At 39.8% G+C, this 21,975-nt stretch carries 19 protein-coding genes and 1 pseudogene; 5 read left to right on the forward strand and 15 right to left on the reverse strand.

Going from position 1 to position 21,975, the window contains the following annotated elements; genetic code table 11:
• Positions 1-60: 60 nt before the first annotated feature.
• The 7 genes from IPO27_00940 to IPO27_00970 all read right to left on the reverse strand — a co-directional run bounded on the left by IPO27_00940 (position 61) and on the right by IPO27_00970 (position 6,971).
• On the reverse strand, positions 61-1,194 hold the full coding sequence (locus tag IPO27_00940; protein MBK8845176.1) for a SprB repeat-containing protein: 1,134 nt from the start codon (positions 1,192-1,194) through the stop codon (positions 61-63).
• Positions 1,195-1,201: 7 nt separating this feature from the next.
• The gene (locus IPO27_00945) at positions 1,202-1,369 is read right to left on the reverse strand and encodes a hypothetical protein (GenBank protein MBK8845177.1); all 168 of its coding nucleotides are present in this window, start codon (positions 1,367-1,369) and stop codon (positions 1,202-1,204) included.
• 1 nt (position 1,370) lies between these two features.
• Positions 1,371-1,676 carry a SprB repeat-containing protein gene (locus IPO27_00950; protein MBK8845178.1) on the reverse strand — a complete coding sequence of 102 codons (306 nt, stop codon included), beginning with the start codon at positions 1,674-1,676 and terminating at the stop codon, positions 1,371-1,373.
• Entirely contained in the window at positions 1,663-2,004 is a 342-nt protein-coding gene (locus IPO27_00955; GenBank protein MBK8845179.1) for a hypothetical protein, read from the reverse strand. Before IPO27_00955 ends, IPO27_00950 begins: the two co-directional genes overlap by 14 nt.
• Positions 2,005-2,095: 91 nt before the next feature.
• Positions 2,096-4,414 carry a SprB repeat-containing protein gene (locus IPO27_00960; GenBank protein MBK8845180.1) on the reverse strand — a complete coding sequence of 773 codons (2,319 nt, stop codon included), beginning with the start codon at positions 4,412-4,414 and terminating at the stop codon, positions 2,096-2,098.
• Positions 4,377-5,072, reverse strand: coding sequence for a SprB repeat-containing protein (locus IPO27_00965; GenBank protein ID MBK8845181.1), 696 nt, complete (start codon positions 5,070-5,072; stop codon positions 4,377-4,379). Before IPO27_00965 ends, IPO27_00960 begins: the two co-directional genes overlap by 38 nt.
• Positions 5,073-5,228: 156 nt before the next feature.
• Positions 5,229-6,971, reverse strand: coding sequence for a SprB repeat-containing protein (locus IPO27_00970; GenBank protein ID MBK8845182.1), 1,743 nt, complete (start codon positions 6,969-6,971; stop codon positions 5,229-5,231).
• A 613-nt stretch (positions 6,972-7,584) separates the two neighbouring features.
• Between IPO27_00970 and IPO27_00975 the strand changes: the two genes are divergently transcribed.
• Both IPO27_00975 and IPO27_00980 read left to right on the forward strand, forming a co-directional pair.
• On the forward strand, positions 7,585-8,292 hold the full coding sequence (locus IPO27_00975; GenBank protein MBK8845183.1) for a TIGR00730 family Rossman fold protein: 708 nt from the start codon (positions 7,585-7,587) through the stop codon (positions 8,290-8,292).
• 52 nt (positions 8,293-8,344) lie between these two features.
• Positions 8,345-9,214 (forward strand): DMT family transporter, encoded by an 870-nt coding sequence (locus tag IPO27_00980; GenBank protein MBK8845184.1) that lies wholly within the window; start codon positions 8,345-8,347, stop codon positions 9,212-9,214.
• Positions 9,215-9,372: 158 nt separating this feature from the next.
• Here IPO27_00980 and rodA read toward each other — a convergent pair.
• From rodA to IPO27_01015, 7 genes and pseudogenes are all read right to left on the reverse strand, one after another.
• A pseudogene (gene rodA, locus IPO27_00985) lies at positions 9,373-10,634 on the reverse strand (rod shape-determining protein RodA).
• Between the two features lie 15 nt (positions 10,635-10,649).
• The gene (gene mrdA / locus IPO27_00990; protein MBK8845185.1) at positions 10,650-12,491 is read right to left on the reverse strand and encodes a penicillin-binding protein 2; all 1,842 of its coding nucleotides are present in this window, start codon (positions 12,489-12,491) and stop codon (positions 10,650-10,652) included.
• Positions 12,488-13,003 (reverse strand): rod shape-determining protein MreD, encoded by a 516-nt coding sequence (locus IPO27_00995; protein MBK8845186.1) that lies wholly within the window; start codon positions 13,001-13,003, stop codon positions 12,488-12,490. The genes mrdA and IPO27_00995 overlap by 4 nt, the downstream gene beginning before the upstream one ends.
• A complete protein-coding gene (gene mreC, locus IPO27_01000; GenBank protein MBK8845187.1) occupies positions 12,996-13,835 on the reverse strand; it encodes a rod shape-determining protein MreC in 840 nt (279 codons plus the stop codon). Before mreC ends, IPO27_00995 begins: the two co-directional genes overlap by 8 nt.
• Positions 13,836-13,866: 31 nt before the next feature.
• Complete coding sequence (locus tag IPO27_01005; protein ID MBK8845188.1) at positions 13,867-14,889, reverse strand: rod shape-determining protein; 1,023 nt, start codon at positions 14,887-14,889, stop codon at positions 13,867-13,869.
• Positions 14,890-15,041: 152 nt separating this feature from the next.
• A complete protein-coding gene (locus IPO27_01010) occupies positions 15,042-16,301 on the reverse strand; it encodes a sensor histidine kinase (protein ID MBK8845189.1) in 1,260 nt (419 codons plus the stop codon).
• A gap of 168 nt (positions 16,302-16,469) precedes the next feature.
• Positions 16,470-17,147, reverse strand: a complete 678-nt coding sequence (locus tag IPO27_01015; protein MBK8845190.1) for a tetratricopeptide repeat protein — start codon at positions 17,145-17,147, stop codon at positions 16,470-16,472.
• Between the two features lie 114 nt (positions 17,148-17,261).
• Between IPO27_01015 and IPO27_01020 the strand changes: the two genes are divergently transcribed.
• Complete coding sequence (locus IPO27_01020; protein MBK8845191.1) at positions 17,262-19,244, forward strand: tetratricopeptide repeat protein; 1,983 nt, start codon at positions 17,262-17,264, stop codon at positions 19,242-19,244.
• Here the strand turns inward: IPO27_01020 and IPO27_01025 are convergent, their stop codons facing one another.
• Complete coding sequence (locus IPO27_01025) at positions 19,245-19,568, reverse strand: hypothetical protein (protein ID MBK8845192.1); 324 nt, start codon at positions 19,566-19,568, stop codon at positions 19,245-19,247.
• Here IPO27_01025 and IPO27_01030 point away from each other — a divergent pair.
• On the forward strand, positions 19,567-19,989 hold the full coding sequence (locus IPO27_01030; GenBank protein MBK8845193.1) for a hypothetical protein: 423 nt from the start codon (positions 19,567-19,569) through the stop codon (positions 19,987-19,989). The genes IPO27_01025 and IPO27_01030 overlap by 2 nt on opposite strands.
• A gap of 178 nt (positions 19,990-20,167) precedes the next feature.
• A complete protein-coding gene (locus IPO27_01035) occupies positions 20,168-21,880 on the forward strand; it encodes a T9SS type A sorting domain-containing protein (protein MBK8845194.1) in 1,713 nt (570 codons plus the stop codon).
• Positions 21,881-21,975 lie beyond the last annotated feature (95 nt).

A 21,975-nucleotide genomic window follows, 5' to 3' on the forward strand; every position in this document is an offset into this window, starting at 1 on the left:
TCAGTTACCGTGACTGTATAGGTTCCGGCTGCAAGACCTGTTTGGTCTTGCAGCGTTGAACTATTGTTCCATAAATAACTGTAAGGGGGTAGTGCCTCCAGTGGTCGTTATGCTGATGGTTCCCGTGGCTCCTCCATTGCAAGCAATGTTGGTAAAGCTGCTTACCGCTACACTTAATCCTGCCGCACCGGTCAAAGTTTGGGACACGGTTGCAGTGCATCCATTCACATCAGTTACCGTGACTGTATAGGTTCCGGCTGCAAGACCTGTTTGGTCTTGCAGCGTTGAACTATTGTTCCATAAATAACTGTAAGGGGTACTTCCTCCGTTGGTCGTTATGCTGATGGTTCCCGTGGCTCCACCATTGCAAGCAATGTTGGTAAAGCTGCTTACCGCAACACTTAATACTGCCGCACCGGTCAAAGTTTGGGACACGGTTGCAGTGCATCCATTCACATCAGTTACCGTGACTGTATAGGTACCAACTGCAAGACCTGTTTGGTCTTGCAGCGTTGAACTATTGTTCCATAAATAACTGTAAGGGGTAGTGCCTCCAGTGGTCGTTATACTGATTGTTCCGGTAGTTCCTCCATTGCAAGCAATGTTGGTAAAGCTGCTTACCGCTACACTTAATCCTGCCGCACCGGTCAAAGTTTGGGACACGGTTGCAGTGCATCCATTCACATCAGTTACCGTGACTGTATAGGTACCAACTGCAAGACCTGTTTGGTCTTGTAGCGTTGAACTATTGTTCCATAAATAACTGTAAGGGGTAGTGCCTCCAGTGGTCGTTATGCTGATTGTTCCGGTAGTTCCTCCATTACAACCAATGTTGGTAAAGCTGCTTACCGCTGCACTTAATCCTGCCGCACCGGTCAAAGTTTGGGACACGGTTGCAGTGCATCCATTCACATCAGTTACCGTGACTGTATAGGTTCCGGCTGCAAGACCTGTTTGGTCTTGCAGCGTTGAACTATTGTTCCATAAATAACTGTAAGGGGTAGTGCCTCCAGTGGTTGTTATGCTGATAGCTCCGGTAGCTCCTCCATTGCAAGCAATGTTGGTAAAGCTGCTTACCGCTACACTTAATCCTGCCGCACCGGTCAAAGTTTGGGACACGGTTGCAGTGCATCCATTCACATCAGTTACCGTGACTGTAAAGGTTCCAACTGCAAGACCTGTTTGGTCTTGCAACGTTGAACTATTGTTCCATAAATAACTGTAAGGGGGTAGTGCCTCCGGTGGTCGTTATGCTGATTGTTCCCGTAGTTCCTCCATTGCAAGCAATGTTGGTAAAGCTGCTTACCGCTACACTTAATCCTGCCGCACCGGTCAAAGTTTGGGACACGGTTGCAGTGCATCCATTCACATCAGTTACCGTGACTGTATAGGTTCCGGCTGCAAGACCTTTTGTTTGGTCTTGCAGGCGTTGAACTATTGTTCCATAAATAACTGTAAGGGGTACTTCCTCCGTTGGTCGTTATGCTGATGGTTCCCGTGGCTCCTCCATTGCAAGCAATGTTGGTAAAGCTGCTTACCGCTACACTTAATCCTGCCGCACCGGTCAAAGTTTGGGATACAGTTGCAGTGCATCCATTCACATCAGTTACCGTGACTGTATAGGTACCAACTGCAAGACCTGTTTGGTCTTGTAGCGTTGAACTATTGTTCCACAAATAACTGTAAGGACTCGGGGGGGGGGGCGGGGGGGGGGGGGGGGGTAGTGCCTCCGGTGGTCGTTATGCTGATTGTTCCGGTAGTTCCTCCATTGCAACCAATGTTGGTAAAGCTGTTAACAACTGCATTCACTGTAGTTGGTTGTGTCACAGTTTGTGATTCGGTTGCAGTGCATCCATTCGCATCAGTTACGGTAACGGTATAAGTTCCGGCTGCTAAGCCTGTTTGATTCTGGATAGTTGAACCATTACTCCAAACGTATCCATAAGGCGTAGTTCCTCCGCTTGCAGGCTGATGTTGATTGTTCCATTGGATGCACCATTGCAACCAACATTGGTAAAGTTACTAATTACCACATCCAATGTGGATGGTTGTGTCACCGTTTGTGACACGGTTTTGGTGCAACCATTCGCATCAGTTAACTTATTATCACATCCAATGTGGATGGTTGTGTCACCGTTTGTGACACGGTTTTGGTGCAACCATTCGCATCTGTTACGGTAACGGTATATGTTCCGGCTGCAAGGCTTGTTTGATTCTGATTGGTTGAGCCATTGCTCCAAACGTATCCATAAGGTGTAGTTCCTCCGCTTGTATTGATGTTGATTATTCCATTGGATGCTCCATTGCAACCAACATTGGTGAAGTTACTTACCACTACATTCAATGTGGATGGTTGTGTTACTGTTTGTGACAAGGTTTTGGTGCAACCATTCGCATCAGTTACGGTAACGGTATATGTTCCGGCTGCAAGCCCTGTTTGATTCTGAGTGGTTGATCCATTACTCCAAACGTAACCATAAGGTGTAGTTCCTCCGCTTGTATTGATGTTGATTGTTCCATTGGAAGCACCATTGCAGCTAACATTGGTAAAGCTGCTAACCACTACATTCAATGTAGATGGTTGTGTCACCGTTTGCGACACGGTTTTGGTGCAACCATTCGCATCAGTTACGGTAACGGTATATGTTCCGGCTGCAAGGCCTGTTTGATTCTGATTGGTTGAACCATTACTCCAAACGTATCCATAAGGCGTAGTTCCTCCGCTTGCAGTGATGTTGATTGTTCCATTGGAAGCACCATTGCAACCAACATTGATAAAGCTGCTAACCACTATATTCAATGTGGATGGTTGTGTCACCGTTTGTGACACGGTTTTGGTGCAACCATTCGCATCTGTTACGGTAACGGTATAAGTTCCGGCTGCAAGGCCTGTTTGATTCTGATTGGTTGAACCATTACTCCAAACGTATCCATAAGGCGTAGTTCCTCCGCTTGCAGTGATGTTGATTGTTCCATTGGAAGCACCATTGCAACCAACATTGGTGAAGTTACTTATTATCACATCCAATGTGGATGGTTGTGTCACAGTTTGCGACACGGTTTTGGTGCAACCATTCGCATCAGTTACGGTAACGGTATAAGTTCCGGCTGCTAAGCCTGTTTGATTCTGATTGGTTGAACCATTGCTCCAAACGTAACCATAAGGTGTAGTTCCTCCGCTTGTATTGATGTTGATTGTTCCATTGGAAGCACCATTGCAACCAACATTGGTAAAGTTACTTATTATCACATCCAATGTGGATGGTTGTGTCACCGTTTGTGACAAGGTTTTGGTGCAACCATTCGCATCAGTTACGGTAACGGTATATGTTCCGGCTGCAAGCCCTGTTTGATTCTGGATAGTTGAACCATTGCTCCAAACGTATCCATAAGGCGTAGTTCCTCCGCTTGCGGTGATGTTGATTGTTCCATTGGATGCTCCATTGCAGCTAACATTGGTAAAGCTACTAACAACTGCATTCACTGTAGTTGGTTGTGTCACAGTTTGTGATACGGTTTTGGTGCATCCATTCGCATCAGTTACGGTAACGGTATATGTTCCGGCTGCAAGGCCTGTTTGATTCTGGATAGTTGAACCATTACTCCAAACGTATCCATAAGGCGTAGTTCCTCCGCTTGCGGTGATGTTGATTGTTCCATTGGATGCTCCATTGCAACCAACATTGGTAAAGCTACTAACCACTACATTTAATGTGGATGGTTGTGTTAATGTTTGAGAAGCAGATTGGGTGCAACCATTCGCATCAGTTACGGTAACGGTATAAGTTCCGGCTGCTAAGCCTGTTTGATTCTGGATAGTTGAACCATTGCTCCAAACGTATCCATAAGGTGTAGTTCCTCCGCTTGCGGTGATGTTGATTGTTCCATTGGAAGCGCCATTGCAACCAACATTGGTAAAGCTGCTAACCACTACATTCAATGTGGATGGTTGTGTCACCGTTTGCGACACGGTTTTGGTGCAACCATTCGCATCAGTTACGGTAACGGTATAAGTTCCGGCTGCAAGGCCTGTTTGATTCTGATTGGTTGAGCCATTGCTCCAAACGTATCCATAAGGGGTTGTTCCTCCGCTTGCGGTGATGTTGATTGTTCCATTGGAAGCACCATTGCAGCTAACATTGGCAAAGTTGCTTATTATCACATCAAATGTGGATGGTTGTGTCACCGTTTGTGACACGGTTTTGGTGCAACCATTCGCATCAGTTACGGTAACGGTATAAGTTCCGGCTGCTAAGCCTGTTTGATTCTGGATAGTTGAACCATTACTCCAAACGTATCCATAAGGCGTAGTTCCTCCGCTTGCAGTGATGTTGATTGTTCCATTGGAAGCACCATTGCAACCAACATTGGTGAAGTTACTTATTATCACATCCAATGTGGATGGTTGTGTCACTGTTTGAGACAACGGTTTGGGTGCAACCATTCGCATCAGTTACGGTAACGGTATAAGTTCCGGCTGCTAAGCCTGTTTGATTCTGGATAGTTGAACCATTGCTCCAAACGTATCCATAAGGTGTAGTTCCTCCGCTTGCGGTGATGTTGATTGTTCCATTGGAAGCGCCATTGCAACCAACATTGGTAAAGTTGCTTATTATCACATCAAATGTGGACGGCTGTGTTAATATTTGAGAAGCGGTTTTGGTGCAACCATTCGCATCAGTTACGGTAACGGTATATGTTCCGGCTGCAAGCCCTGTTTGATTCTGGATAGTTGAACCATTGCTCCAAACGTATCCATAAGGTGTAGTTCCTCCGCTTGCGGTGATGTTGATTGTTCCATTGGAAGCACCATTGCAACCAACATTGGTAAAGTTACTTATTATCACATCCAATGTGGATGGTTGTGTCACCGTTTGTGACAAGGTTTTGGTGCAACCATTCGCATCAGTTACGGTAACGGTATATGTTCCGGCTGCAAGCCCTGTTTGATTCTGGATAGTTGAACCATTGCTCCAAACGTATCCATAAGGCGTAGTTCCTCCGCTTGCGGTGATGTTGATTGTTCCATTGGATGCTCCATTGCAACCAACATTGGTAAAGCTACTAACCACTACATTTAATGTGGATGGTTGTGTTAATGTTTGAGAAGCAGTTTGGGTGCAACCACTCGCATCAGTTACGGTAACGGTATATGTTCCGGCTGCAAGCCCTGTTTGATTCTGGATAGTTGAACCATTGCTCCAAACGTATCCATAAGGTGTAGTTCCTCAGCGTGCCGTGATGTTGATTGTTCCATTGGAAGCTCCATTGCAGCCAACATTGGTAAAGTTGCTTATTATCACATCAAATGTGGACGGCTGTGTTAATATTTGAGAAGCGGTTTTGGTGCATCCATTCGCATCAGTTACGGTAACGGTATAAGTTCCGGCTACTAGGCCTGTTTGATTCTGGATAGTTGAACCATTACTCCAAACGTATCCATAAGGCGTAGTTCCTCCGCTTGCAGTGATGTTGATTGTTCCATTGGAAGCTCCATTGCAGCTAACATTGGTAAAGTTGCTTATTATCACATCAAATGTGGACGGCTGTGTTAATATTTGAGAAGCGGTTTTGGTGCAACCATTCGCATCTGTTACGGTAACGGTATAAGTTCCGGCTGCAAGGCCAACAAGGTTTTGTGTACTAGCGGCATTACTCCACAAAAATAGATATGGAGCAAAACCACCCGAGATGCTCAAGTTAATACTTCCGTTTGTAAACCCATTGCAATCCGGGTTAGAAAAGCTACCAATTGCTGCAAGTAAAGCTGAAGGCTGACTTATAATCTTGTTTAAATAGGCAAGGCATCCATTTGCATCTGTAACCGTTAACGAATAGGTTGTTGCAATTAGTCCGCTAATATCTTCAATGGTAGCTCCGTTGCTCCAATTATAACTAAAAGGACCAGTGCCTCCTATTATGCTCGTATAAATGGCTCCGGTGCTGTTGCCATTGCATTGTAAATTAATTACCGAATCGGCTACTACGAATAATTGAGACGGCTCTGAAATTGAAAATGTCAAACTGCTCAAACAACTTAGACTATCAATAACAGTAATGGTATATAACCCTGAGCTTAAATTGGTTATATTTTCAACTGTTGCGCCATTACTCCATAAATAGTTGAATGGTGGCGAACCACTGTCAACAGATAAGTAAATCGCCCCATCGTTGATTGCATTGCAAGACACATTCCTAAGGCTATCCAATATAATGATTGGAGGTGGTACATTTAAAACAGTTGCCCATGCAGTATCGGAACAACCATTCTGATCTGTAGCAGTTACAAAGTACGTTCCAGGCGGTATTCCGATTCTATCGTTATCAGAACTGCCATCACTCCAGATATAATTCATAGGAGCTGCACCACCGCTAACCGAGATAAAGATATTACCTGAATTAGCTTGTCCACAAGTTTGATTATTAATGCTATCAACGATTAAATTTAACAGGGAAGGTTGAATTATGGTGTAAAGATCAGAAACCTGACATCCATTATCGTCTGTAATAGTAATTGTATAATCAAATGCTCCCAGATTATTAATATCTTCTGTGGTTTGTCCTCCCGACCAATTATATATATAATTCCCCACCCCTCCTGCAACAGAAATATAAATTGACCCGTTACTAATTCCATAACAAGGTGGGTTAATAATAGAATCTGTTATAATAATTAATGCAGGTGGTTCATTAATGGTTATTTCTATTGAATCCGTATCTGAAACAGCATCCGTAATAATTACCTTATATACCCCTGCGCTGAGATTATTAATGTCCTCATTTGTGCTTCCATTACTCCAATTGAAACTGTAGGGGGCGATTCCTCCGTTCACTGTTAGGTCAACCGAGCCATCAGAAGCATTATTACAACTGACTCCAAAACCATTATAATCCGAAAGTTGATAGGTAATATTAAATGGCAAATTGCCATTTCCAGAACAAATTTCATGTCCTACTAAATCTATGGGCAAGAAGAAAATTTGAAAAATAATGCAGACTCCGAATAACTTAAGAACAGCGCCAAATTTCCAAATGGCTGATTTATAATAACTTAAACTGGACATTAATGCCGTTAAATAGACTAAAACTATAGATTTTTTTGGAGACCGTGAGTCTTTAGTGCAATGATAGCCAATTCGGCTAGTATTAACAAACAAATTGTTAATAAACTCAAATGCAGTCATGCAAAATATTCATAATTAAATTTTTTAAGGATGGGCATTACCTACATTCCCTTCTTGCGAAGTTTTTCTGATTTTCAACAACCAATCATGCTGGAACTTTTAATTTATTACAAAATAAAAAAGCTTATTTGGCAATAGGCATTTTAAAGACTCTTTAAATTTAACTGTTTGTTTTCTTAAAACAAATTTTCCGATTATCATTATGCATTCCAAGAGTATGGGGCAATTACCATAAGGCAATTGCCCTGTGCTGCAGTGTGCCTCTTTGGCCTGCAAAAACCTGCCTTGCTAGTCAAAAATTTCGCTCATAATAAATTCAAAATATAAATCTGAAACGGGCTCTTAGTATTGATATATTTGCCAAGTAATTTTTTTTAGATAAACTCAATTTTAAAAATATATGTCCTCAGAAGAAGAAAAAATAAGGAAGGCATTTGTAGAAAAAGACTGGCAGGAAATTAAAACTCAAGATACATGGTGGATGTTTAAGATGATGGCCGAGTTTGTAGAGGGTTTCGAAAAGCTCAGCAAAATAGGCCCCTGTGTATCCATATTTGGTAGTGCACGTACAAAGCCAGACACCATGTATTACAACCTTGCCGAAGAAATTGCCTATCGCTTATGCAAGCAGGGTTATGGTGTAATTACCGGAGGAGGCCCCGGAATAATGGAAGCTGGAAATAAAGGTGCAAAGAGAGCTGATGGCAAATCGGTAGGTCTAAATATTAAACTACCTTTTGAACAGTACTCTAATCCCTATATAGATCAGGATAAGCTAATAACATTTGATTACTTCTTCGTGCGTAAACTCATGTTTATAAAATATGCTCAAGGTTTTGTGGTAATGCCGGGAGGCTTTGGCACATTGGACGAACTATTTGAATCGCTCACATTAATTCAGACAAAAAAAATTGGCCGCTTTCCTATTGTACTTGTTGGTAAAGACTATTGGGAAGGCTTATTCGATTGGATAAAACAGAAGATGATTAATGAAGGCAATATAAACGAAGAAGATTTATCGTTGGTGCGCATAGTTGACACTGCAGAGGAATGCGTTGCGAAAATAGATGCGTTCTATGAAAAATATATGCTAAAGCCCAATTTTTAAAACTACCACGAAAAGGCACTTAAGCTGTAACAAACTTTTTGGGTTAATTTAAATGCAACTAAAACGTGATTTCTTCAGGAGCGCAGTTTGGCAAATGTTCCTTGCTACGTTTTGGTTTTCGCTTATGAATATTTGTGCACGCAAATTAGAACGACTGCCAGTTTCAGAGATTGTATTTTTCAGGTGTCTTTTGTCAATGCTATTTTGCTATGTGGTTCTTTACCGCGAAAAAGTAAATTTAAAAGGCACCAATTACCTGCTATTAGTAGGGCGTGGCATAGTAGGTACCGTTTCTCTTTTTATGTACATTGGTTCGATAAAGCATATGCCTTTGGGCACCGCAGTTTCTATTCAATATCTCTCACCGGTATTTAGTTTAATAATCGGTTATCTTTTTTTGAAACAAAAAATCACCTTATGGCAAAGTATCTGTTTTCTAACTGCTATCTCAGGTGTATTTATCATCAAAGGTTATGATCATCGTGTAAATACGATTTTCCTGCTTATGGGCTTGTGCTCTGCATGTTTATCGGGGTTGGTATTTACACTTATCAATCAAATGAAAGGAAGCGAACATCCCATGCTTGTTGTTTTTTATTTTATGGCCATAGGAACAATTACCGGATTTGCAGGAACGGTTACAAATTTTGTAACCCCAACTATGTATGAAGTGATTTTTATATTGGGCATAGGTATTACCACTCAATTAGGGCAAATAAATATGACCCGCTCGCTACAGAATAGTTCGGTTACAAAGGTCGGCATAATAACCTATAGCGGAATTGTGCTTGCACTTGTATATGGCTTTTTCTTTTTCAACGAAAGTTATAACCTGGTTGCTTTGCTTGGCATAATTATGATTGTTGGTGCAATGGTAGGGAATGTTTATTTATCAAAAAAACCTGATGCTGTCAAAGTTTAGAGAATTCTGGCAGCATCTGAATTTGGATTTTGCTATGCAAAATTCCTCTGTATAGCAAAAATAATATTCCCCTTTTAAGACTAAAAGAACCTGCAAATGTTTGCAGCTATTGCAACTGCCGGAATTAAAAATACTTATTAGAAATAAGGATAACTCAGCTATCGCAGAACAAACGTGCGGTAACTATCTAGTTTGATTAAAATAAAAATCAATATTGTAAAAGACCATAATGAACTACCTCCGTAACTAAAGAAAGGCAATGGTATTCCGATTACCGGGAGCAACCCGATGGTCATACCAATATTGATAAACACATGAAAAAATATAATAGAGGCAACACCATATCCATACACACGTACGAAATCATTCTTCTGCCGTTCGGCAATAATTAATATTCGAATAAGGAATGCAAGAAATACAAGAACTAAAATTGTAGAGCCAAGAAAACCCCACTCTTCGCCAATGGTGCAAAAAATAAAATCGGTTGCTTGCTCAGGCACAAAGTCATACTTTGTCTGAGTTCCCTGCAAAAATCCTTTTCCAAATAATCCCCCTGAACCAATAGCAATAAGGCTTTGATTAAGATTATACCCAACCCCCTTAGGGTCGGTTTTTTTGCCTAATAATATTTCGATACGATCGCGCTGATGTGTTTGCAATGCATTATTGTAGGCATAGTCTACACTATATACAAGGCCTATTGCCAATATTGCAATGCCTGCGAGTGCAATCATATTGCCCCAGGTTCTACGCATTGTTAAACTTGCAAGTATGGCAATGACAACTATTCCAATTGCAAGTGCAATTTTGGGTAACATCAATGACAACACAAACAATAACACCACCACAAAGCCTAACAACAGTACATTTTGCGAAAGTCCGGCACGGTATAAAACAAAATAAATGAGAAATAAACTAGCGCAGACCCGGTATCGTTTTGCATCAGAATTAACACCATGGGTAACATGGTAATGATGGCAACCCATATTTTGGTTTTATTTTCAACCATACGAACGTATGGCGAACTTAAGTACTTTGCTAATGCAAGGCACGTGGCAAATTTCATAAACTCAGAAGGTTGCAACTTAAAGCTACCTATATCTATCCATGATACTGCACCATTAACATCGCGGGCTACAACCAATACTACCACCAGCAGCATGATAAAGAAAGCGTAAATATGGAAGGCAAAAGTTTCGTAAAATTTTCCATCTATTACAAGAATTACCATCCCTATAATTAATGCACATGCTATCCAAAGCATTTGCTTGCCATAGCGCATGGAGGTATCGAAAATGCTATGATAGCGCTCGTCATAAACTGCAGCATAAATATTTATCCATCCAAAAAGCACTAGCACAAGGTATAATAGTACCGTTAACCAGTCAATGTTTTCGAAAATACTTTTCTGTTGACGCATCCTTACTAGCTTTTATTAATCATTAACTATAGTACTATCAGTCGCATCTTTGGGCTGAGGCAATATTACAGCATTCAACATTTTCTTTTCAAGTTCGGGCCGGGTGATTGAATCATTCAAATATTTTTCTAACAATAAACTTGCTATTGGTGCTGCCCATGTGCCACCAAAGCCGCTGTTTTCAACAATTACTGCAATGGCTATTTTGGGATTTTCGCGTGGTGCAAATGCATAAAACAAGGCGTGGTCTTTTCCATGTGGATTTTGCGCTGTCCCTGTTTTACCACATACGATAATGCTATCCATACGAGCAACACGTGCTGTTCCGGCTTCTACCACAAGTTGCATTCCGTCTTGCACCGCTACAAAGTGTTCGGGACTAACGCTACAATACCTCTTCTTTGTAAATTCAGTTGGTATGTTTTTATTTTTTCCAATAAACTTAACCACATGTGGTACATAGTAATAACCTTTATTTGCAATAATGCACATAATATTGGCCATTTGTAATGGCGTAATTCCTAACTCACCCTGCCCTATCCCTAACGAAAATATCGTGTTAGGTTTCCATTTTCCTTTTCCAAAATATTTATCATAGTATTTAGATGAAGGCACCAAACCTGCAAGTTCATGTGGGATATCGCTACCAAGTTTTTTTCCAACACCAAATGTGAGAACGGCATCTCTCCAATCATTGTATCCTTCTTCGGTTGAGGCAAAAACACTGTTGCCAACATAGTTAGTAAATACACGACAGAAATATGGATTGCAACTAAACTGTATGGCTCTTCTAAAATCGGCACCTGAATGACTTCCATGACATTTTACATGATGACTTCCCACACTAAAGGCGCATGGATAGCGCGTATCTGGTGTCATTAGGCCCTTGTCACAAGCAATTAATCCGTTAATTAATTTGAATGTACTTCCGGGCGGATAATATGCCTGTGTACTTCTATTAAATAAAGGTTTCATAGGATTGTTAAGTAAATAACGGTAGTTGTTAGCCCGAACTCTTCCGACTAACAAATTAGGATCGTAGGCAGGGGCACTTACAATGGCAAGTATTTCTCCGGTACCGGGTTCAATAGCAACAATACCGCCTAGCTTATTTGCCATCAATCTTTCTGCATATTCCTGCAATTCTAGATCAAGAGATAAAATAAGATTTTCTCCGGTATAGGCAGTGCTATCATAAGCTCCATTTTTAAAACTACCCTTTTCGCGATTGTGCACATCTACCATTACCACCTTTAATCCTTTTTTTCCGCGAAGTGCATCCTCGTAGCTGCTTTCGAGCCCGCTAATACCAATATAATCGCCCGACCTATAGTATGGCTTTTTGCTTATTACACGTTCGTCTACTTCACCAACATATCCCAACAAATGCGCAGCAACCGGCCGGGGATAATACCGCAAGGTACGTGGCTGAACAAAAAATCCGGGGAACTTATAAAGCTTTTCCTGCAAGGTGGCAAAATTCACTTTCGATATTTGCTTTTCAAATAGAGATGCTTTGTAAGTTGAATACTGACGTGCGGCAACCATCCTTTTTCTAAACTCTTCCTTATCCATCATCAGTAGCGAACAAAACTCATTTGTATCAATATCTTTTACCTGCCGAGGCACTACGGTAAGATCATAAAACACTTCGTTGTGCACCATAACGCGGCCATGTCGGTCGTAGATAACCCCTCGCGGAGGATATATGGTAACATAACGCAATACATTATTATTGGCCGAAGCCATATACTCATCATCAATTACCTGAATATAAAAGAGTCTGGCAATGAAAACGAACATAACGGCAATGAAAATTCCCAGTATAACATTGCGTTGCCCAGTATTATAGATCATCGTTTTTTAGCCGACTTAAAGAATAAAAATATCGAGAGCAAAATTAATATCATTGTAAATGTTGTGCTTAGCAAAACCCTAAGCAATGTTGTAAAAAAAGAGTTAAAACTGAAAACTTCGAGGAACAATAAAACGAAGTGATGCGCTGTCACCATAATGGTAGCATAAGCCATAAACCAACTTAATCCTAAATCACGAATGGTAGGCGTAGCATCAGAATCATATCCTTCGCGAGGTGAAACTAGTTTAAGCACCGTAGGTCTGATAAAACCAACAAAGGTGCATGCAGCTGCATGCAACCCGGCAGTGTTATTAAATGCACCAACCAACATACCTGTAGCAAAAGCAATAAGCATAAACAATGCCGGGGACAAGCGCAATGGCAACATCAAAATAAACAATATGTATAAATATGGATTGATAAAATAATTCAATTCGATATTATCCAATAATACAACCTGAAGTACTACCAGTATTATAAAACGCAATAAATTGTAAATAGCTTCAATCATTGTTGTTTACCGAATCTGTTTTAAATTCAAGCGACTTTTGCTCTTCTTTGAATTTATTATCAATTACTAAAACATGCGATACCGAATGAAAGTTGGTGGCCAATTTAATCTTGATACTATAGCTTTCTTCTCCCGAAGGGATTTCGGCACTTTCAATGGTTCCAATCATTATGCCCTCTGGAAAAATGGAGGAGAAGGAAGTTGTAATCACCGTATCCCCTTTATTGAATCGTGCACTTGTAGGAATTTCGCGCAGGTAAGCATAGGCTGGTTGACCATCCCACAGAACAGGTCCGAACTCTCCCGTGCGTTTTAGTTTCCCATTAATTTTAGAGTCTTTGTGCAATAAAGAAATTGCGGTAGCATAATTTTTTGAAACTTCCTTAACCACACCTACTACGCCAGCTGCGCCAATTACTCCCATATCGCGCTTTATACCATGCATGGAGCCTTTGTCGAGCGTTATGTAATTGGCAACTTTGTTTACACTATTATTTATTACCCTGGCGCTGGTATAGGTGTATTGCCTTTTATACATGGTATCGTTTGCTTCGCTTTTAATAAAACGTACATCGTAAAAAGAGCGCATATCTGCATTGCGATAAATTTCGAGTTCCGAAAGAAGCAAGTCATTATTTTTTTTCAAGTATAAATATTGCTGCACGTTACTAACGTAACCTAATCCTTTAGCCACAACACTATTAGAAGAATTGACTACCACTGCACGCTGGTAAAATTGGTTTTGAACTATTACATACAGGCAAAAAATTTCTAATAAAAGAAAAAGTATCAGGAAATTATTTTTCCAGAGTAACTGGAAGAGATTGCGCATGTATCAATTGAGAATATGGTAAAGAAACTAATTATGGGATTAGGAATTTATATCGGCCAATATTTTTTAAGGCTATGCCAGTTCCACGCACTACTGCGCGAAGCGGATCATCGGCCACATGTACTGGCAATTTTGTTTTCATACTAATACGTTTATCCAAGCCGCGAAGCAATGCACCGCCTCCGGTAAGATAAATTCCTGTACGATATATATCAGCGCTCAGTTCAGGAGGTGTCATTTCAAGAGCTTTCAAAATGGCCTCTTCTATTTTACTGATTGACTTATCGAGGGCATGCGCTACCTCTGAGTAAGAGACCGTAATTTCTTTAGGAATACCATTCATAAGATCGCGACCATGCACGGCATAATCTGGGGGAGGATTGTCTAATTCAGGCAATGCACTACCAACTTCTATTTTAATTCTTTCGGCACTACGTTCACCAATCAATATATTATGTTGCCTGCGCATATAATCCCAAATATCAGATGTAAAGCCATCACCAGCTACACGTATCGACTGATCGCAAACAATTCCTCCCAGGGCAATTACAGCAATCTCGCTGGTACCACCACCTATGTCAATAATCATATTGCCCATAGGCTCTTCCACATCAATGCCAATTCCAATAGCTGCCGCCATTGGTTCGTGAATCAGATAAACCTCTTTGGCTCCAGCATGTTCGGCACTATCGCGCACCGCACGTTTTTCAACTTCGGTAATTCCCGAAGGAATACAAATTACCATGCGCAGCGAAGGCTGAAATAATCGTTTGCCGGGGTTTATCATTTTTATCATCCCGCGAATCATGTGCTCGGCTGCATCAAAGTCTGCAATTACGCCATCTTTTAACGGACGTACGGTTTTTATATTTTCATGCGTTTTGCCATGCATCATCATGGCTTGTTTGCCTACTGCAAGCACTTTACCGGTGGTGCGGTCCATGGCTACTATCGATGGTTCGTCTACTACTACTTTATCGTTGTGAATAATTAACGTGTTTGCTGTGCCAAGGTCTATGGCAATTTCCTGCGTGAGTAGGTCGAATAAACCCATATCTTGCTTGTGTGTGCTTTAAATAAAAATACTTGTGAAGAATGATACGTTGCAAATGTAAATGAAAACAAGTGGAACATCACAATATTGTAAACATTTTTTGAACAGCAAAAAAGTAAATCAATGTCGCCACAAAAATGCCTTACAACTGATTAAATAAATCGAATGCAAACTCGCGCTCCATGTCGCTGATTATCGCTTATCGATAGTTCAGCATCAAGATTCTGACATAGGGCATCAATTATCTGGAATCCAAGCGACTCGGTATTCTTCCAATCAAAGTTTTTATCGAATCCTTTGCCATTATCGCTAATATTGAGCGCAAAACCCTTATTGGGCAAGCGTTCTACCTCGATACTAATTTTACCGTTATCCTGATTTATAAATGCATACTTAACACTGTTGCTTATCAGTTCGCACACCAACATACCAATATTTTGTGCTTTGTCACTGTTAATCAGAAGTGGAATTAATTTTTTTTCGATAAAGATATTTTTGGTTTGTAATCCCAACCCGTAGTAAAGGCTTTGTATCAATCCATCTAAATAAACCTCCAGATTAATGCTTTGCATATCAGACGAGCGGTATAGATTTTCGTGAATAAGTCCAATGGTACTAATCCGGCTGCGAATAGTTTCAAGAATTTGCTTTGTTTCGGGATTCGTGTAATTATACGATTCAAGGTTTATTAACCCACAAACGGTAGCCAGATTGTTTTTTACGCGATGATGAATTTCTTTCATTAAAAATTCCTTGTCGCTTAAAGCACTGGTCAATGCATTTTCTTTTTCTTCAAGCAGTATATTTTTTTGAATCAATGATTTGTTGCTTTCCTCCAATAATTTTTGGTAGTCGAGAAATTCTTTTCGAAACAAGTAGGTTATGACCGATAACAAAATGAACACTGCCAGCATGTAAGGCAAATACAAATCATTCATTTCGCGTAGCAGATAGAAATTGGCGTTAAACTCATTTTGTCGCATTGCAAATAAAAAGCAAAGTGCAATGGTGATTACTGAATAGGTAAGGCTCAAGGCTTTTTCGAAGAACAGAAATGACAATACAAGCAAAGGTAGCAGGCAATATTCGATACCGGTATAGCCAAACTTAAGCGAAAATATCAAGATAAGCAATGCTGAAAAAGTGATAAAGTAATACCTGGCAAAAATGTACTGACGGTAACGATGCAATAGAAATACGATTGAAAAACCAAAGGGAAACAATGCAGGAATAATGAGTTTGCGAATACCGGCCTCAGGCAATAAGTAGGAATACAATAAAGCACCATGAAATATACTTAAGATAAGTGAAATCAATGCGAGCGCGTTAAGCGTCCGTATTTTTCGCTTTTCAGTAAATATCATTTCGTTGGAAACGCCAATGTTAGTAATGCGGTACCAAAATCCAATCATAATGCCTATTGACCTGTATTTTTAATCGTTTAGTGATGCACTCATGCAAATGTTCAAAATTACGGTGCAACTTAAGCACGTAAAGAACCGCCTTCAAGCAATTGTAACAAAGTAATTAACAAAAAAGCCACCTCAATTGAGGCGGCTTCACTATGTTTTAAAGGCATATTAGTTGCCTGCTTTAGCGTTGGCACGTGTAATATATTTTTCAATATCACGTGCTTCATCACTTTTGCTATATCCTGTTTGGATTTTGGTATAAACATCAACTGCCGATTTAAAATCACCTTTGCTTTCAAAGGCAAAACCTTGTTTCTTCAAAAAGTAAGGTGCGGTAAAAGAATTATTATCCCATGCAGTAGCCTTCTTGTAATAGTTTAATGCTTCGTCCTTGTTTCCTAACTCACTATAGGCATCGCCTATTGCGCCTAAGGCCAAGGCACCAGTAACATCATCTTCGGCATCATAATCCATTAGTGCGTCAATAGCTTCTTGCCACTGCCCTTTTTTCATATAGCACATACCCAAATAGTAATGCGCAAGGTTACCACTCTTGGTGCTTCCATATTCAGCAGCTATCTGCTTAAAGCCCATGGTAGTGCCCTTCCCATTAATGGCAAGGTCAGTACTATCGTTTTTAAAATGAAATTGTGCCGGAAAAATGGCAGATTGTGCCTTTAGTTCCTGTGGCTTGAGCCAGAAATTGGTATAGGCTAGATAACCAGCAAGTACTACTACTATGGCTATAACAATTATAATCAGGCTCTTTTTGTTATTCTCAATAAATGTTTCAGCCTTATTGATACTCTCATTTATATCCAAAACATCTTCGGTTTTTTTAGCCATTTTTTAATGATGGTTTAAAATTTTAAGGGTGCGAATGTAAAAAAAGTATTTTCAATATATACATATGCCACAAAATGTTTTACTTGCGCTCACCCATAAGCATAAATTATACTCATGCGGATTGATAAAACAAAAAAAAACCAACCTACCGAAAAGGCCGTAAAACGAAGCTCCGAAAGCACTTTCGTAAAACGTGGAGGCCATCAACTAAACAAATGGCTAATTATTGGTATTGCTTTGGGTATTGGGATGTTTACCCTAATTGCTTATTATCCTTGTCTCGATAATGGTTTTACAAACTGGGACGACCCAACTTATATTATAGAAAACCCAATCATTAAAGAATTAAGCGCTGCCAATATCAAGCGTATTTTTAGCGAAGTTTATTTTGCCAACTATCAACCTTTGCAAATAGTTTCTTATGCTATCGAATATCATTTTTTTGGACTGAATGCATCGGGTTATCATGCAGTAAGCCTGGCAATGCACATAGTAATTACTTTATTAGTTGGCTTTTTTATTTACCTCCTTATTAATGATATTTGGTTGAGCGCAGCTGCTGCTCTTATTTTTGGAGTGCATAGCATTCACGTTGAATCGGTAGCATGGGCGGCAGAACGCAAAGATTTACTGTACGCCTTGTTTTTATTTTCGGCACTTATTTTTTATACCAAATACGTGCAGTCGGCTTTTAAATTAAAATGGATAGTCCTCGCATTTCTGTTTTTTATTTTATCGGTGTTTTCCAAAACTATGGCGGTATCATTGGTGCCTATGCTAATTCTTATCGATATTCTTTATAAGCGGGAGTTTAATGCACGTGCGATAATTGAAAAAATTCCATTTGTTGTACTTGCAATCATTATGGGATTAATTTCGGTAAATGTTACCAAAGATACTACCGATCCCTATGCTCAGGAATCGGCACCATATCCTCTCATGAGCCGCATCTATTTTGCTTCGCACAATTTGCTCAATTATCTGGTAAAATCAATAGTTCCTATTAATCAAAAAACATATTATCAGTACCCTGTAGTTGGCAATGAGGCCGTGCCTATTGAATATATGATTGCATTTGCAGTAGTATTGATACTTTCAGGTCTTATTATTTATTCTTTAAAATTTACCCGTTGGATATTTTTTGGTGTCGGCTTTTTTACGGTAGCTGTTGCGCTCGTATTGATGTTATATACTATAGGCCCTACCATTTTTTCGGAACGCTATACCTATGTAGCCTCTGCTGGCTTGTATGCGCTTATAGCGTATGGCTTAATGCAACTAGGCACCTCGGGCATTGCAGGTTTTAAGCTAAACAAGAACATTTCGTTGGGAATAATATGTGTATGCGCTTTGCTGCTTATTGTAAAAACCCGCGCCCAATGCGAGGTATGGAAAGACAGTATTACTTTTTGGAGCGATGTTATCAAGCAAGATTCTAAGGTTCCTATTGCCTATAACAATCGTGGAAATGAGTACAAGTCTAAAAATGATTTCGAAAAGGCAATACCCGATTTGAAAGAAGCCATTCGCTTAAAAAAAGATTATCTGGAACCCTATATTATACTTGGCGACATTTACCGCACGCAGGGAAAATCGCAAGAGGCAATGGAAAACTTAAACTATGCTTTAAAGCTAAAACCCAACTCGCCTCAGGCTTTGGTTAATAGAGGTATTGTTTATTGTGTTTTAGGAAACATTGAAGAAGGCAAAAAAGATTTTGATAAGGCTATAGAATACAAGAAAGAAATGTTTGAAGCTTATGGCAACAGAGGTAATTACTATGCAATTAAACGTGACTACCCAACTGCCATACAAAATTATGAGCAAGCTATTCGAATCAATCCAGATTTTCAGGATGCCTACCTGAATCTTGGAAAAACCTATTTCGAACTAAAGCAACCAGAAAAATCCCTCAATTATCTAAGGCAATACCTTAATCGAAATGGCCCAAACCCCGAAGTTTACTGGATGATGGCCTTGGTGTATGCTTCGCAAAATGATTTTGCAAACGCGAGTGCTAAAGCAGCCGAAGCAAAGTCGAAGGGCTTTGCAGTGAATGATGCACAAATAGCCCAATGGGGACAAATGAAACAGTAATCAATTCACTCTTGACACATGAATTATTCCTTTGTGTTCATGATACATCAAACACACAACCTGATTATTGCTGCATTCATCAATCAATTTATAAGTAGCTGTTACCAAAGATCCGCTAGCAAAACCATCAAGTTTCTCATAATTACATACTAAATAGTCATCTCCCTTAAAGGTTAAATAAGTTCCTGTGCAATCGCGGACGATAGTTGCGTTACCTTGCGTTTTTTCGCAACCGGTAAGGCCAAACCCTATAAATGTTAAAGCTCCAAGCATTACAAATACCCTCAAATATTTGCCTACTTTTGTTTCGAAATTTAATATCATGGCGAGAAAGATTTTATTTATTTTCTTTGGAATTATTTTTTTAAGTTCTGTTTCGTGTAAACGTAACCGTAATCAAATTCCGTATGTAAATGTAGATATTTATGTCTATCCTTCGCAACCTGCCTATATAAATTTAAACATCATTGGTGGCTGGATTTACCTTAGCGGAGGCTACAAAGGCATAATCGTGTACCGAAGTACACAGGATGAATTTATTGCCTACGACCGCGCCTGTACTTATGACCCTACCGATGACTGCAGCCTTGTAGAAGTAACCAAAGATAATGTGATTGCTGTAGATTCTTGCTGCAAGTCGCAGTACTTAATTACGGATGGCAATGTTTTTTCCGGAGTCGCTACCCAGCCATTGCAACGCTACCGGGCCGATTTTGATGGTGTTACTTTGCATATTTATAATTAACAACAGTAAGATTTATGTGAGAAACTGCTTACTATTTTTTTATCCCAACAAAAGACATTTTACCCAAAACAGAAAAGAGGAATTCGCCTAAATTAAATTGCACTATTGGGTGATTGATAAATCTGAGCAACTCAACAGCGTTAGCTTTGCACAACTTTTTTAACTATATATAAAAACGATGAGAAACTTTTCACTTCTCATGTTGTGTTTTTCGGTATTTAATTTTTTAACAGCACAACCTGACATAAACAAATCAAAAATTGGCACAAATCGATTAAGTTCGCCATGGCCTTATGCGAACAAATTAGCGCCTTTTTATTCAGAGAATTTTGCAAATTCAATTCCACCAGGCTGGCAGTTAACTGATAGCGCAGGCAATGGAGAGGTATGGAAGCATACTAAAACAGGACCTGCAAATTATGTTAGCGATGCATTACAATCGAGTAGTTCGCAAAACGGTTGGGCGCTAATAGATGACGATAGTTATGGCAACAATGGTGCTATGATGGCCGAATTAATTTCACCGGCAATAGATTGCAGCGCCAAAGCAGCAGTAATGCTTTCGTTCGAAGAGCATTATCGCCATTACACCCTGGCAGGAGCTGAAGCAATTTTACTTTTAAGCAACGATAGTATAAACTGGATCGAATTTCATCATGCAGAAACAGGTTTGGCCAACAATGCTGCTACAACTAATCCAAATTTGATAAGTATAAATATTAGTTCAGTTGCTGCCAATCAACCTGCTGTTTATTTGAAGTTTTTGTACCGGGGCGATTATGGTTATTTCTGGCAAATTGATGATATCGAACTGACCGAAATACCAACCATCGATGTTGAAATATTAAAGGTTGATAATCCTACACAAGCATGTGACTTGTCCAATGCAACCTATATGGCTGTAACCTTACAAAACAATGGCTTTACAGATATTTTCAATTATAAGATTTCATATCAGATAAATAATGGCAACATCACTCATGAAAATGTAAATGATACCATTGCTCCTGGTGCACAAAAATTGTATACCTTTACTCAGCCGGTTGATTTTAGCGTTTATGGTATACAGCGCACAACCATTTTTTTGGAAGTAATGGGAGATGGCAATCAGTTAAATGATACCGTAAAATTTGAATACAATAATCCGGATATATCATCCTTTGCTTTAAACATAGGTTTTGAGCCAATAGATTTATTCAGTGATTGGAAATCGGAAGATACGGATCAGGATTTTTCGACCTGGGCGCCTGTAAACAATGCAAACAGCAATATAGATGCAAACACCGGATTGTGGTGCATGCGCAGACCTGCCACGGGCTTGCCGGATGAGGATTGGCTTTTTTCGGGTTGTTTGTTTTTAAAAAGCACAAGCTATTATTCCTTATCCTATTTCAACTATCAATTTGATTCGAACGCTGCACCAATTCAAGTTCATCTTTCCGATACCGCTTTTAGCGGAGCCTTAAACAAACAATTGATTTTTTCGCAACCATTAGGAGCCGGAAACTGGATTAATTATATAGCACCATTTACAGTAAGTGTTGATGGCTATTACTACCTGGGATTTAAAAGTGCCGGCACGCTTGCCAATGGATCTTCTTCGTCTAGGCTTGATGATATTTCGCTGTCAGCAATTACAGGTAAACCTGAATTGACAGAAGTACACCATCAACTGTATCCAAATCCGGTACGCGATTTTTTGTTTGTGAAAAGCAATACGGATGTGCGGAGTACTGTCACCATTACAAATTTAACCGGACAGGTGGTTTTGCAAACCGTTATTCAAGACCATCAACTTCCGATAGAAATAGCTGCATTATCTCCGGGATTGTATATGGTAACAGTTACAAATTTGACCACTACTTTTAGTCAAAAAATAATTAAATTGTAAATTGAAACAACCACCAAACCCATGATTATTTCTTGTGAAATAAATCATTAAAAAAAAGCACCAAACCTTCTACCAAGTTGGCTGCAAATTTCTGC

Source organism: Bacteroidota bacterium (genome assembly GCA_016714535.1).
Taxonomy (GTDB): Bacteria; Bacteroidota; Bacteroidia; order AKYH767-A; family OLB10; genus JADKFV01.